The sequence below is a fragment of the Mariniradius saccharolyticus AK6 genome, from assembly GCF_000330725.2.
Classification (GTDB): domain Bacteria; phylum Bacteroidota; class Bacteroidia; order Cytophagales; family Cyclobacteriaceae; genus Mariniradius; species Mariniradius saccharolyticus.
Genome location: NZ_AMZY02000006.1, coordinates 219,351 through 233,945, shown reverse-complemented (window position 1 = coordinate 233,945; position 14,595 = coordinate 219,351). Strand labels below are relative to the sequence as shown.

The window sequence follows — 14,595 nt, the reverse complement described above, 5'->3', positions numbered from 1 at the left end:
CAGAGTGGCTATTCCTGATAAAAGACACGGCAGATTCGCTTACTTTTTTTCCTCCGGATAAAGGTGATGCACCTCGCGCTGTGGGAAAGGAATGCTGATTTGATTTTTTTCCAAAGCCTCCTTGATCGCCTCCATGTTTTCCCAATATACTGGCCATAGGTTGGCTGTATCGGTCCAGCAGCGAATAATGAGGTCAAGTGAGCTTTCCCCGAAGTTGTTGAATAAAACCACTGCTACCGGTTCATGGTGGATACGCTCGTCCTTTGCCAGGATGCCTAGGATTATTTTTCTGACTTTTTTGATATCTGTGCCATAGGCAATGCCCACTTTCATGTCAACCCTTCTTGTTGATTTTTGGGAATAGTTCACAATCAGGTTATTGGCTAAAATCCCATTGGGAAGCGTGACGAGTTTGTTGTCGAAGTTCTTGATTTTGGTGTAGAGAATATCGATGCTCTCGACTTCTCCGGTTGTTCCTTGCGCTTCCACGGTATCGCCTACTTTGAAAGGCTTGAACAAGAGGATCAATACCCCTCCTGCAAAATTTGAAAGTGAGCCCTGCAATGCGAGGCCTACGGCCAAGCCGGCAGCACCCAAAATGGCAATAAAAGAGGTCATTTGAACCCCCATCGTAGTCGCGATACTGATCAAAAGCAACACCCATAGCACCACTCGCGAAAAGCTCAGCAGAAAGGTGGCAAGGGAAGGATCGACTTCAGAACGATCAAAAGCCCTCCGCATGATCTTGTTTGCCATGCCTATGAGGTACTTTCCGATAAAAAATATGATCAGGCCCAACACGATTTTCGGCCCAACTTGGAATGCCAAATCGATCAATTGCTGCTTGATCAAATCCAATGTTTTCAAATCCAAACTGTAATCCATGACTGTTTTACTTAGGTTAAAATTTTGATTTATCCCACTAAATTAAGCAATCCAGGCCACTACCTGCCAACGAAAAGCCCATTTCCAGCGGATTTCGAATTTTTGGAAACCCGATTTTTGGAGCAAAACCTCCCATTCGTCGCGTCGAAATCCCCGCAAGACGGACAGTGGGCCGTCGTTTTTGACCATGGGGGATTTGGAGAAAAGTTTTGTCAAAATGCGTATGCTGTAATAAGCAAGCGGATGCCTGTGAAGGTCGTTGATAACGATTCCCAATCGGGCTTTTCGCTTGAACGAGGCCAGCATCTCGAGAAGTTGTATTTGTGTAAAATGGTGGGTAAAAAGCGTACAGGTAAGGATGTCTACTTTTTCCTGCGGAAATTCCGGATCAAAGACATTTTGTACTTTGAAAGACACATTTGTGAAAGCTCGCAGGTTTTTCTCAGCCCTCCTGATGATATTTGGATTGGCATCGATGCCAAGAAAATTGGGGTTTTGGGAGATTGCCTTCGCCCAATCGTTCATCACAGCGATCATATCTCCGCCGCCGCAGCCGATGTCTGCAACGGTGATTTCGGTTTCCGAATTGTTTTCCAACAATTTTCTCAACCCAGCCGTAGTGACCGCATTACCGCCAAGTAAGCGGTTGATGGTCTTGAGTTCCCGCAAGGTCTGCTCCAGCACTTCACCCCCGACCTCCAGATCGTCCATGATCTCTTTTTGGTAGCTGCGCTGCGCAAATTTCCCCATCAGGCTTCCAACAATAAAGTCTCCAAGGTCAGACCAGGCCCAAAGCCCATGGCAAGGATATCCCCTTTTGAAGCGGGATTTTCGAGCCATTTCTTTAGGACAAAAAGAATCGTCGCCGAGGACATGTTACCAAAGTCCTTCAGCACTTCGTGGGAGTATTGGTTGGATATGCTTTGGATGCCAAATGCCTCTTCGACCTTTGCCAAAATCTGCTTGCCTCCTGGATGGATTGCAAAATTTCTGATTTTCGAAATCTCGAATTTCGATTCCAAGAAAGCCATGATTTCACCCAACCCCTTTTGCAGCAGCTCGGGGACGTATTTGCTGAGCTTCATCTCAAAGCCGAAATCCCCAATTCCCCAAGCCATATCCTGCTCGCCTTCCCGAAAGACGCGGCTGTTGTAATCCTTGATCGTCAAGCCACTTTCTTGGCGACTGACCAAGGCCGCGGCGGCCCCGTCACCAAAAATCGCATTTGCCAACAAATTGTCTTCGGTATAGTCCTTTTGGAAATGAATGGTGCAGAGCTCCACGGATATGATCAAAACCTTGGCCTTTGGGTCACTGTCGCAGATTCTATCCGCAAGCCGAATGGCATTGAAAGCGGCATAGCATCCCATGAAATGGATCGCATAGCGCTCGACGTCGGGAGAGAAACCCATCTGGTGGATGATCTCCAACTCCAAGCCCGGGGCAAACATGCCCGTACAGGAAACTAGCACAATATGGGTCACTTCAGCAGTGGATATCCCACCTTTCTCCAGACATTCACGGATGGCCATCGTGGCCAAATCCATCGCCTTCATCTGAAAAAGCCCCATTCTTTTTTTGGTCGAAGGGAAAGGTTCAAAAGAAGGATCCTGTGGGAAAAAGCTGAATTTGTCCACATCCAAATGCCGGAAGTCATCGATTACCGAATACCTATTGTGAATTCCCGTCTGTCGGTAGATAAACTGCAGCTTCCGGTTTTCCTCATGGTCTAAGCCATGAGCCAATTTCATAAAAGCCGCAATCTGCTGTTGGGAAACCGGAGGACCCGGATTCGAAGTACCGACACTGAGGATGTGGTTGTTCATCAAGGTAAGTTAATCTAAATTTTCTAACTTCATCGCTGCATTGATAACCAAAGCATCTCCCAAAAGTTACCCATAAACCAATTTTATGTTTGAGCTAGCCAGTTGGAAGCACCTCCGCATTCCGTTTTCTTTTTATCTCCTGCCGGTATTCCTGTTTGCCTTGGCACTTACACCCAATCTGAGTCCGGACCGGTTGCTGATTGTCCTGGTGACGCTGCACTTTTTTCTGTATCCGTCCAGCAATGGCTATAACAGCTATTTTGACAAGGATGAGAAAAGCATCGGTGGCCTCCGAAACCCTCCCAAAGTCACGAAGGGGCTTTATTACCTTTCGCTCGTATTTTTCCTGATTGCCTTGGCGCTTGGATTCCTCGTCAATTGGCAGTTCAGCAGCATGCTATTGGTCTACAGCCTCGTGTCGATGGCCTACAGCCATCCAAGCGTCCGTCTCAAAAAGTACCCCTACGGCAGTTGGCTGGTCGCGGGGTTCTTTCAAGGGTGTTTTACATTTGGAATGGCCTATGCGGGATTGAGCGATTTTGGCTGGGAGGTATTCGCGATGCCGCATGTGCTGGTTCCTGGCATGTTGACCAGTATCATGCTTTGGGGTTCCTATCCCCTGACCCAAATCTACCAACATGAAGAGGATGCCAAACGGGGCGACATGACACTGAGCTTGAAGTTGGGGAAAAAGGGCACCTTTCTTTTTTCCAGCGTGTGGTTTTTGTTGACGGGGATTTGCTTTGCTTGGTTTTTCTTGGGGAGAAATCAAGAAACGGCTCTTTTCGGCTTTTTGGCTGCCATGCTTCCCGTGATCTTGTTTTTCCTGATATGGTTTTCCTTTGTGCGCAAAGACGAGGAAAAGTACATCAACTACACTTGGGCGATGTGGATGAACCGTATCTCCGCCACTGCGCTCAATATTTTCTTCGCTTGGTACTTCTTGGAAAATACGCAGGTGATGCAGGTTTTTGGGTAATTCTGAAGTCCTCAATCTTCCAACCTCAAATCCTCTTCCCATGCGTCATCCTGATAATCTGTCGCGCCAGAAAAGGGGATTTTTTGATCAATCCAACCGAAAACTCAGATACCCACTTGGCCCCGAAGAGGGATTGGATCTGGCGTCCGAACCACAGACGATGCTGGAAATGGCTTTTCCATTCCGTTCGGTATTGGGCTTCGATGGCTTGCCTGTCCTTGTTTTGTAAGATCGCTTCTGTCGCCAATTTGCCGGTGTGGATAGCGATGGCCATCCCGTTGCCACAAAGCGGAGTAATCAGGCCTGCCGCATCCCCAAGCATCAACACGTGGTTTTCGACGGGCGACTTGGGTGAAAAATTGATCTCATTGATCACTTCGGGTTTATCAAAAAGGAACTCTGAATGCTCGAAGATTTCCTTGAGAAAAGGATTTTGATAAAGTACGGCCTTTTCCATGGCGGCAATATTCCCATATTGGCGCAGTTGTTTTTGGGAGCCAAGGTAACAAAGATTGTATGTCCCGTTTTCGACCCGATTGACGCCGCAGTAGCCCCCATCGAAGTTGTGTAAGGCCACCGTATGGGGATCAAAATCCGTTCGGATATGGTATTTGACACCAATGTATGGACTGCGGCGGTGGATAAAATCCCGGTCCAATGCCTTGTCCAACTTGGACCTTTTGCCAAAGGCACCGAGGATATATTTTGCACGTATCCGCTTGCCGTCTGCCAAAACCGCTTCGAAACCGTCTTGAAATTTGTCGTAGGCTAGCGATTCGACTTGGGTTTTTTCGAGGATTTGGGCACCGGCAGCTTTTGCTTTTTCCATCAAAAACAAATCCAAGGCATAGCGGCTGATGCCAAATCCGCCCATTTCGAGCGGGATTTCGGCGCGATTGCCGTCGGTAGAAGTCAAGACAAATCGATCGATTTGGGATGGTGCAAGCGATTCTGGGAAAAGTCCGTTTTGTTCCAAAAAGCCCCTAACCTCATTTGAAATGTATTCTCCGCAAACCCGGTGAAAAGGGTAAGCCTTTTTCTCCACCAGTAAAACCTCGCGGCCTGCCTTCGCCAGTTGATGCGCGGCGACCAATCCCGCCAATCCCCCGCCAACGATCAAAATCTCGGTTTCTTGCATGTTTGTTCAGGCCCTTTATCGGATGGTCACGCCGTTTATCAAATTTCGAGGGTTTTGGCCAAGAACTCTGTCGGCAATCAAGTTATTTTCAAAATTCAAAGTTCTAAATCAACTGTTAACCCATGAAGAAGTTTACCCAAATAAAACTTAACAGGGCAATTCTTTTTCTCCTTTTTCTAGGAATGGTGTTCTCTGGAGAGGATGCATTTGCACAACGAAAGAAGAAGAAAGATTCTAAAAATGCCCCCGAACAAACTGCCGCTCCTGCAACACCACCGGCACCAAGGCCTCAAGCCAAGCCAGGGCCGAAACCCTATGCCGAAGTCATCACCGACAAGGCAAAATCAAAAGACGGGCTTTTCAAAGTCCACACCTTGGATGGAAAATATTTCTATGAGATACCGGATTCACTGCTTGGCAGAGAAATGCTGATGGTGACCACCATTGCAAAAACGGCTGACGGCATCGGCTACGGCGGCGAGCGCACCAATACGCTGCTGGTCAGATGGGACCAAAATGGCGACAATGTCCTATTGAAGGTGGTATCCTACAGCAATACGGCAGCCGATTCCTTGCCAATATTCACGGCAGTGAAAAGCTCCAACTTGGAACCAATCCTGCAGAAGTTTGACGTCAAAGCCAAAGCAAAAGACGGCAAGGGTGTAGTCATTGAGGTGACCGATTTGTTTGCGAAAGATGTACAGGCCATCGGGCTTCCGCAGCAGCGCCGGACCCAGTTTAAGGTGACAAGGTTTGACGCGGAGCGATCCTATATCGAGCGCATCAGCACCTATCCGATCAATATCGAGGCGCGGTATGTCATGACCTATGTGGCCAACGAGCCTCCGTCAAATTCCAGCACCGGATCGATTACATTGGAAATGAACAGCTCGATGGTGCTCCTCCCCAAAGAACCGATGATGCAGCGTTTGGCTGACAGGCGCGTTGGCTGGTTCAGCAGATCGGTTGTCGATTACGGTTTGGATGAACAAAGAGCCGCAAGAAGGACATTCCTCGATCGCTGGAGACTGGAAGTGAAAGATGAGGATATCGAAAAATTCAATCGCGGGGAACTGGTAGAGCCCAAAAAGCCGATCGTTTTCTACATCGATCCGGCAACACCCGAGAAATGGAGGCCATATCTCAAGCAAGGTGTGGAGGATTGGAATGCCGCCTTCGAGCATGCAGGATTCAAAAATGCCATCTTGGCAAAGGATCCACCTAGTCCGCAAGAAGATCCTGATTGGAGCCCCGAAGATGCGCGCTACTCTGTGATCCGCTACTTTGCCTCAGATATCCAAAATGCCTACGGTCCGCACGTTTCTGACCCAAGGTCTGGTGAAATCATCGAATCCGACATCGGCTGGTATCACAACGTGATGAATCTGCTGCGTAATTGGTTCTTTATACAAACTGCAGCCGTCAATCGCGAAGCGCGGGGCGTCAATTTCCGTGAGGAAGTGATGGGTCGTTTGATCCGGTTCGTGTCAGCACACGAGGTGGGCCACACGCTTGGTTTGCCCCACAACTTTGCTTCCTCGCATGCATATCCGGTGGACTCCCTGCGTTCCGCTGAGTTTACACACAAGTTTGGAACGGCACCTTCCATCATGGATTATGCGCGGTTCAATTACATTGCCCAACCAGAAGACAAAGGGGTCAGCTTGATGCCAAATGTCGGCCCCTATGACAAGTATTCGATCATGTGGGGTTATCGCCCGATTTTGGAAGCCAAGACTCCCGAGGAAGAGCAGCCCATTTTGGACAAATGGATTCTTGAAAAACAAGGTGATCCGATTTACAGATTCGGACGTCAGGGCAACAACTATGACCCAAGCACCCAAAGCGAAGATTTGGGAGACGATGGCATGAAAGCTTCTGACTATGGTATCAAAAACCTGAAGCGGATCCTCCCCAACCTGATGGAATGGACCGCAGAGGCTGACAAGCCATTCAAGGACTACAGCGACCTCAATGAAATGTATGGCCAAGTCATCGGACAGTACAACCGCTATATGGGTCACGTGCGCACCAATGTCGGCGGTGTGTATGAAATCTACAAGTCAGCGGGTCAGGGTGACCCCGTTTACATCCATGTGGAAAAGGCCAAGCAAAAACGTGCCGTGCAATTTGTCAATAAGGAGCTTTTCGCCACGCCTTCTTGGCTTATGGACGACCAAATCATCTCCCGCATCGGCGATTTTGGAGCGCTTGAGCGGATCAGAAATGTCCAAGTAACCACACTCAACGGCATCCTCGAATGGGGACGTTTGGGCCGGGTGATCGAGAATGAAGCTCTCAATGGAAAGCAGGCCTATGCAATCACGGAGCTCTTTGACGATCTCCGGGGGGGAATTTGGTCCGAATTGGCAAGTGGAAAAACAATCGATGTCCACAGGAGAAGTTTGCAGCGCGCACACGTAGAGCGCTTGGAATTTCTCTTGACAGCCAACGAACCGACGCTTCCGGCACAGTTCAGGGCTTTTGCCGGACCGCAGATCAATGCTTCCCAATCTGACATTAGGCCCATGGCTCGGGGTGAATTGAGGACGCTTCAAAGGCAAATCTCGGCGGCAATTCCGCGGACTTCCGACCGTGCCTCCAAGCTTCATTTGGAAGATCTATTGGAGAGAATTAAGAAAACATTGGAGCCATAACAAAACTCGTTTAAACATCAAATCCCTCGGATTTTCGGGATCTTCAACATGGAAAACCCTGTTTTTGATCTTTCGGAATCCGAGGGATTTTTCATTTCCTTCGGAAAAAGAGAATTATATTTATTTTTACACGGTTTCACGTTTAGATCATGGCACAAAACCCAACCCAAATCCTCCAAGGACACAAGCTGCGTATCACCGACTGCCGAAAGGAAGTTTTGAAAATATTCCTGAAAATGCAGGCGGCGCTTTCCCATGCGGATTTGGAGGAAAAACTCAATGCTGACTTTGATCGCGTGACCATCTATCGGACTTTGAAGACTTTTTTGGAAAGTGACCTGATTCACAAAGTGCTTGACGATAGTGGCGCCACGAAGTATGCACTTTGCAGCCATAGCCACGCAGGTGGACATTCCCACGATCACGAGCATGTGCATTTCAAATGCGAAAAATGCGGCAAGACAATCTGTATAGATGAAGTACAATTGCCAAAAATCGTGCTGCCAGAGGGCTATGTCAACAAGGAAGTGAGTCTGTTGGTACAGGGAATCTGCGACAAGTGCAATTGATCAAACCTCAACAGGTTTTCTGGGTGTTTTTTTCCTTGGGGCATCAGAGGGCCAAATTACGCCCGGCGGCAGGTCGATTTTTGGCGGAGTAAAATCCTCCACACCACCATCTCCATCATCGTTGCTGCCTTTGTTGCGGCTAAGTTTATTCCTGGTCAAGGTGGCGATAAAATAAATCAGCACCACATAGGCCAACCCAACCAAAATAAGATCCACCACCAAGCTACTCATACTGAAACAATTTTCGGATAATTTACTACAAAACCATGTAGAAGTCAATGGATTAACTTTTCAGGGAAAAAATTGATTTGAGAATTTTCGATTTTCTCATTTGCTTTTGGGATTCATTTGTGAAATCAGGCACATAATCGGATATTTGCCCACTGAAATTTTAGACCGATGATTGTTAAGACTAAAAAATACCAACTCGAATCCAAAACCTATATCAAACTGGGCCTCACCAATATTCTCAAGGAACAGTGGTGGGTGGCATTGATCGCTTTGGCCATTGCTTGCGGCTATTTTTGGATTCCTTCTTGGTGGTGGATTAGTATGGCTATTTTGGCTTATGCGCTGTATTGGCTTTTTTGGGTAATCCAGTTTGCGGGTGTCAGCCAAATGGAACAGAATAAGGCCATATTTGAAAAGATGTCCTATGAAATTGATAGCCGTCAAATCCTGATGAAACTCAACGCTACCCAAGGAATGCCTATCAAATGGGATATGATCAAAAAAGCCGAAGTCACCAAAGACGCATTTGTATTAACCATGTCCAAGGCACAATTTATACACTTGCCTTTCAAGATCTTCAATACGGAAAATGAAAAGAAATTCGTGGAAGCGATATTGAAACGAAAAGGCTATTTGGCATAAAAAAAAGGGCTCTTTCTGTTGAAGGAGCCCTTTCACTTTCCAATTGCCTTAGATTACATCGGAGGAAGGATAACGGCATCAATTACGTGGACTACACCATTGGAAGCTTCGATATCAGCAGTGGTTACATTGGCTTTGTTCACCATTGCTTTTCCACCTTGGAGCGTGATAGTCACCTCGGAGCCTTGTACCGTCTTCGCCTTCATACCATTCTTCAAGTCCTTTGAATAAACCTTTCCAGGAACAACGTGGTAGGTCAGCACCTTCACAAGTTGCGCCTTGTTTTCAGGCTTTAACAGGTTTTCTACGGTTCCAGCAGGCAACTTTGCAAACGCATCGTTTGTGGGTGCAAATACAGTGAAAGGTCCCTCACCTTTCAAGACACCTGCTAAATCCCCTGCCTTGACAGCGGCTACGAGTGTGGACAGAAATTCGGTCTTCACGGCTAGGTCAACGATATCAGCATCAGCATGCAAGCTGGCATTCTTGTTGGCTGTGAAAGATGAGGTCACCATTAACATGACCATGGCAAATACAATCGGTAATTTTTTCATGTGGTGTTGAAATTTGGTTTATGGATACAGAATCAATTTCTACATGTGTTTGTTTTTCAATTAGTTATAAAAAATTGTTAAAAATTTTTGATACCTATAATGGGGCTTTTCATCTCAAGAATTGATCCGTTGATACCCATTTTGGGGAAATAAAAAATTAAGCTTGATTCCCATCCATTACCTTCGCAGTATGCAAATCAAACTTATCGCGATCGGAAAGACAGACTATTCTGCCATTCAGCAACTCTTGGATGAGTACATGAAGCGTTTGGGACATTATATTCGGTTTGAACTGGATATCATTCCCGATATCAAGCAGGCCAAAAATCTGAGTGAGACCGACCAAAAGGAAAAAGAAGGCGAATTGATTCTGAAGAAAGTCCTTCCTGCGGATGAGTTGGTACTGTTGGATGAAAGGGGCAAACAAATGGGTTCGGTGGAGTTTTCCGGTTTTCTCCAGAAAAAAATGAATACAGGGCTGAAGCAATTGGTCTTTGTCGTCGGCGGGCCGTACGGGTTTTCTGAAGCCGTGTATCAACGCGCCAATGGAAAGTTATCCCTTTCCAAAATGACCTTTTCCCATCAGATGGTGCGGGTATTTTTTGTCGAACAGCTCTACAGGGCGTTTACCATCCTCAGGAATGAGCCTTATCATCATGAGTGAGTTTATGAAACTCCAGTGAAATCTGGAAATGGGTATACACAAGCAATTTCATTTCTTCCTACGATCCTGCCTCAAAGACTCTTCCCAACACGCACTCCTGCAAAAAACGCAGAGCTGTCCGAGTCAACAACATGCAAAAACCCCTCGAGGACTGAAGCCAGCTCGTAAAAAAGAATCTGCTATACCCCTTTTGTTTACAAGTATCGAACTCAAATTTGGAAGTTTGCCGGTACTTTTTGATGAATTTTCCTACCGTGGTCGACGGCAAACCTACCGGCATTTCCCCCGCAATACGGTAACCAGGGGGATATGAATGGGACTATTGAACTGGATATCATCTTGACCTTAGAGAATGCATTGTGGTTTTTTCAGCCGTCTTTTTTTGGATTTGCTTTTTCACCAACTCTCCAGCCAGATAAATATGTCGGAAGTGTTTACCGGCTTGCAAGTCCTTAACTTCCATCAGAACCTCTGCAAATACGCTCCGCAGCCGCCCAATCATTGGCCGAGTATCCACGGTTGTTTTTGGATCTATCGGGACTTTTTACATTGATTCATGCCTCGGGTTTAATATTGTACGGTGGCGTTTAGTATCACCGAATTCTTTTTCACACATTTATCGGTTGGGATGTAATACGTGGTTTGGTTGTCTGCACGATTTGTTTTGGTTCTGCGAATCAGTTGTTGTTTGCGGGTATAAATCGTTGGGTTAAAATTGCCTTGTGCAAGTATGATAGCCGGAATTGACACCAAGAAAAAGACTGAAATCCAAACATCAATTTCGATCTTTACATTTAAAATACTTCAAATGAAAACCCTGAAAAACAATCCTTTCTTGGCTGCATTTTTGTCACTTTGGCTCCTTGCTCAATGCGCGCCAAAAGAGATATCAGTCACACCAGAAGAAGCCCGTGCCATCGCCAAGGAAGCCTATATCTATGGCAACCCACTCGTGGACCACTATCGGATATTCTATTCCTACTTTGTGGATGAATCAGATCCGGAATTCAAAGCACATTTCAATCAAATCAAAAACATACCCAAAGTTTACACATCCGAAGATCGTGCGATCCAAACACCGAATTCAGACACGCCTTATTCCATGGGCGCACTTGATCTGAGGGCCGAACCGGTCGTGATTTCGATTCCTGAAATTGAAGCAGGGAGATACTTCTCGGTGCAGATGGTAGATGGTTTCACACATAATTTTCACTACATAGGTAGCCGAACCACTGGCAATAAAGGTGGGAAATACCTTTTCGTAGGTCCAGATTGGAAGGGTGAAAAACCTGAGGGTTTTGATGAGGTCATCCAGGCGGAAACCAACCTCGTGTTTGCCTTTTTCAGGACACAGCTTTTTGCGCCGGAGGATTTGGAAAATGTGGCCAAAATCCAGTCTGGCTACCTCATACAGCCGCTTTCCTCCTACCTCGGCCAGCCAGCGCCCAGCCAACCTGCCGCCATCGAGTTCCTGAAGCCCCTCGGAAGGGAAGAACAAAGGTCCAGCTTGCTCTTTTTCAACCAGCTGAATTTTTGGCTGCAATTCTGCACGGTGCATGCTTCCGAAAAGGAACTGTTCGAACGCTTTGCCAAAATCGGTGTAGTCCCGGGTCAAACCTTTGATCCTGAAACGCTTTCTCCTGAGATCAAAGAGGCATTGACGGCAGGTATCCAAGATGCATGGAAGGAATTTGAAACATTCAACAACGAAGAGATCAAAACCGGAAAACTCAACAGCGGGGATGTATTTGGTACAAGGGAATACTTGCAAAACAACTACCTGCGCCGATTTGCAGGGGCTGTATTGGGGATTTATGGCAATTCGAAAGAGGAAGCCCTCTATCCCATCTATCAGACCGATGCGGATGGACAGCGCTTGGATGCCACAACCAACAAGTATACCCTGAAGATGAAAGCCGATGAATTGCCCCCGGTGAATTCCTTTTGGTCGGTTACTATGTATGAATTGCCCGCCAGCTTGCTGGTAGCCAACCCGCTGAACCGCTATTTGATCAATTCGCCGATGCTGCCCAGCTTGAAGCGCAACGCTGACGACAGCATCACGATCTATATCCAACATGAATCTCCCGGTAAAGACAAGGAGTCCAATTGGCTTCCCGCTCCAAAAGGGCCTTTTGTTTTGGTTATGCGATTGTATTGGCCAAAAGAAGAAGCCATGAACGGCACATGGAAGCCTGCACCACTGGTGCGTGTGCAATAATCCAAGCTGCCTCAATTCAAACCCCCGAGCTTTTAATTCCAGTGATTCTGGGCTCGGGGGATTTTTTTGTGAAAACCTCATCCAAAAAACACCGATTTGCAGATCCTTCAATTTTTTAAACTTCAAATCTTTCAATTCACCACCGCTTGCTTTTTTGGAATAAAATACCTTTTATTAATCAAATCTATCTCTCTTCATTAATATCATTTTGTTTATTTCAAAAAGCATAAAATAATATTTCATTTCACCAAAAACACTTTTGTGTCCTTCAAGGGCAAAAAAACTTGGTGCAAATAAGTATTGGGCTGCTGAAAATCCATGAAAATGGCCAGGCAAACATATCGGATTCTTGTTTTTGGAATGCTGATTCAGCTTTTTGCCCATTTTTCATTGGCCCAAAGGATCGAAGAGAAAGAAATTTCGGCGCCGGGCTACAGGAACCCATTTTCGGAGTTTGCACACCAGTACCGGGTTTCCAAGACTTTTTCCTACGGTGACGGCGAAACGGGTATGACCCTGATCGTTTCGGGTAAGTTGGCGCTGTGCAGTTCCTCCGACAAAGGCCATATCATCCTCAACGTGATTGGGGGATTTCCTCCCTACACCTTCAAGTGGAACAACCTTCAAACCGTCCAAAATCGCTATAATCTCAACGCCGGTACCTATACCGTTTGGGTCAAGGACAGCAAAGGAAATGGAATCATGGAGCGGATTGTGGTGCAGCCGCCCTTTCCGCTTATCGTCGAAATGAAGGAAATCCAGCCCGCCTCTTGCGGCAATACACCCAATGGAAAAGCGAGCATCAATATCAAATTTGGCCGCGGAGAGCCCTACACGATCGAGTGGAGCCATGGTTTGAAAAATGCCCTCGAAGCCACAGACCTCGCACCGGGTACATACTCCGTAAAAGTCTCCGATTTTTACCAGTGTTTTCAAACGCTCTCTTTCGAAATCCCTGCGGGCGCGGAGGGTATGACGATCAAGGATGATATCGTGCCGATCTCCTGCAGCCAGGAAAAAGGTTCCATCTCTGTCAGCATAGCTGGGGGAAAAGCTCCATTCTCTTTCCTTTGGTCCAATGGCAAAACCACCGAAAAAATCGAAGGCTTGGAAGCAGGCAGCTATGAACTGACCGTCAAAGACGCCAATGGCTGCACAGTTTCCAAGTCCTTTACGATAGATGCATTTGCAGCAATGGAAGTCAGCGCAGAAGCCAGTCTTGATCTTTCCTGTGCCGAGTCGGCTGATGGCTACGTCAATCTGGAGGTGAAGGGTGGAAAAGCTCCTTTCACTTTCTCTTGGAGCAATGGTGCAACAACACCGGATTTGGAAGGATTGTCCGCCGGATTGTATGAGGTCACGGTGACCGATGCCGATGGCTGCAGCATCGAAAAGTCCTTTGAAATCAGTGCCCCCGAAAAACTACAGGCCCGCATCGAGACGATGCTTGACGTGGATTGCAGCAGTGGCGAGGCCAAAGGTGTAGCCTGGGTCGGCGTCCAAGGCGGTAAGGCCCCCTACACGATCAAATGGCTCAACGGAAAGCAAACCGGCAATGAGATCGAGTTTTTGGAAGAAAATGAAATCAGCGTAGAAATCACAGATGCCAATGGCTGCAAAGTAACCGAAACCAAATCCGTCAACTACGGGCAGGTACTTTCCGCAGATCGTTTGGCATTTGAATACAAAAAACTCCGTAAGGTCAACGGAACTGAAATCGAAGTCTTAGATCCGCTCCAGTTTGAGAGTTTGGCGTCCGAAGAATTCATCGCTTGGGAATGGGATTTCGGCGACGGCACGGTTTCTCGTGAAAAAGACCCCATACACGTCTACGAAACTCCGGGACAGTTTGAGATCGTGCTCAAAGGCTATGACATTTTTGGTTGTTCATCTGTGCAGAAAGAGAAAATCAGCGTACAGGAATCCAGCGAAGTTATCTTGATTCCAAATGCCTTCACTCCAAACGGCGACGGTCTCAACGATACCTTTGAGCCCAAGTTGAAAGCTTACTCATTTTTCCGCATGGATATATTCAACACTTGGGGTGAGTTGATTTTTTCGAGTTCCCAATCCGAAAGAATTGGCTGGGACGGCCGTGTGATGGGTCAGGAGGCACCTTCCGGAAGCTATGTATTCAAGATCAGTTTGGTAACGGATGCCGGGGAATCGGTCCAAGAATCCGGTATGCTTACCTTGATTCGCTAAACAAATTGCCTTGGAAATGCTTTT

Annotated in this window: 13 protein-coding genes; 7 read left to right on the top strand and 6 right to left on the bottom strand. The window is 46.9% G+C overall.

Annotated elements, in window-relative coordinates:
• Positions 1-39 precede the first annotated feature (39 nt).
• Genes C943_RS05125 through C943_RS05115 form a run of 3 tightly spaced genes read right to left on the bottom strand, consistent with a single transcriptional unit; the run spans position 40 to position 2,711 of the window.
• Positions 40-885, bottom strand: a complete 846-nt coding sequence (locus tag C943_RS05125) for a mechanosensitive ion channel family protein (RefSeq protein ID WP_008624953.1) — start codon at positions 883-885, stop codon at positions 40-42.
• A gap of 42 nt (positions 886-927) precedes the next feature.
• Complete coding sequence (locus C943_RS05120) at positions 928-1,635, bottom strand: methyltransferase domain-containing protein (protein ID WP_008624951.1); 708 nt, start codon at positions 1,633-1,635, stop codon at positions 928-930.
• Positions 1,635-2,711, bottom strand: a complete 1,077-nt coding sequence (locus C943_RS05115) for a type III polyketide synthase (protein WP_008624950.1) — start codon at positions 2,709-2,711, stop codon at positions 1,635-1,637. The genes C943_RS05120 and C943_RS05115 overlap by 1 nt, the downstream gene beginning before the upstream one ends.
• An 85-nt stretch (positions 2,712-2,796) precedes the next feature.
• Here C943_RS05115 and C943_RS05110 point away from each other — a divergent pair, with 85 nt between their 5' ends.
• Positions 2,797-3,690 (top strand): UbiA family prenyltransferase, encoded by an 894-nt coding sequence (locus C943_RS05110; RefSeq protein WP_008624947.1) that lies wholly within the window; start codon positions 2,797-2,799, stop codon positions 3,688-3,690.
• A 25-nt stretch (positions 3,691-3,715) separates the two neighbouring features.
• Here the strand turns inward: C943_RS05110 and C943_RS05105 are convergent, their stop codons facing one another.
• Positions 3,716-4,828, bottom strand: a complete 1,113-nt coding sequence (locus C943_RS05105; protein WP_008624945.1) for an NAD(P)/FAD-dependent oxidoreductase — start codon at positions 4,826-4,828, stop codon at positions 3,716-3,718.
• A gap of 122 nt (positions 4,829-4,950) precedes the next feature.
• Between C943_RS05105 and C943_RS05100 the strand changes: the two genes are divergently transcribed.
• Positions 4,951-7,485, top strand: coding sequence for a zinc-dependent metalloprotease (locus C943_RS05100; protein WP_008624944.1), 2,535 nt, complete (start codon positions 4,951-4,953; stop codon positions 7,483-7,485).
• 149 nt (positions 7,486-7,634) lie between these two features.
• Positions 7,635-8,054: a Fur family transcriptional regulator gene (locus C943_RS05095; protein WP_040479083.1), complete on the top strand. Its 420-nt coding sequence runs from the start codon at positions 7,635-7,637 to the stop codon at positions 8,052-8,054.
• Here the strand turns inward: C943_RS05095 and C943_RS05090 are convergent, their stop codons facing one another.
• Positions 8,055-8,285, bottom strand: a complete 231-nt coding sequence (locus C943_RS05090; RefSeq protein WP_008624941.1) for a hypothetical protein — start codon at positions 8,283-8,285, stop codon at positions 8,055-8,057.
• Between the two features lie 168 nt (positions 8,286-8,453).
• Between C943_RS05090 and C943_RS05085 the strand changes: the two genes are divergently transcribed.
• Entirely contained in the window at positions 8,454-8,927 is a 474-nt protein-coding gene (locus C943_RS05085; protein WP_008624940.1) for a YcxB family protein, read from the top strand.
• A gap of 53 nt (positions 8,928-8,980) precedes the next feature.
• Here C943_RS05085 and C943_RS05080 read toward each other — a convergent pair whose 3' ends face one another.
• Positions 8,981-9,481 carry a fasciclin domain-containing protein gene (locus tag C943_RS05080; RefSeq protein ID WP_008624939.1) on the bottom strand — a complete coding sequence of 167 codons (501 nt, stop codon included), beginning with the start codon at positions 9,479-9,481 and terminating at the stop codon, positions 8,981-8,983.
• Between the two features lie 190 nt (positions 9,482-9,671).
• Between C943_RS05080 and rlmH the strand changes: the two genes are divergently transcribed.
• The 3 genes from rlmH to C943_RS05065 all read left to right on the top strand — a co-directional run bounded on the left by rlmH (position 9,672) and on the right by C943_RS05065 (position 14,571).
• Positions 9,672-10,145: a 23S rRNA (pseudouridine(1915)-N(3))-methyltransferase RlmH gene (gene rlmH / locus C943_RS05075; RefSeq protein WP_008624938.1), complete on the top strand. Its 474-nt coding sequence runs from the start codon at positions 9,672-9,674 to the stop codon at positions 10,143-10,145.
• An 808-nt stretch (positions 10,146-10,953) separates the two neighbouring features.
• Complete coding sequence (locus tag C943_RS05070; protein WP_040479170.1) at positions 10,954-12,366, top strand: DUF1254 domain-containing protein; 1,413 nt, start codon at positions 10,954-10,956, stop codon at positions 12,364-12,366.
• Positions 12,367-12,690: 324 nt separating this feature from the next.
• Positions 12,691-14,571, top strand: a complete 1,881-nt coding sequence (locus tag C943_RS05065) for a T9SS type B sorting domain-containing protein (protein WP_008624917.1) — start codon at positions 12,691-12,693, stop codon at positions 14,569-14,571.
• The last annotated feature ends 24 nt before the right edge of the window (positions 14,572-14,595 follow it).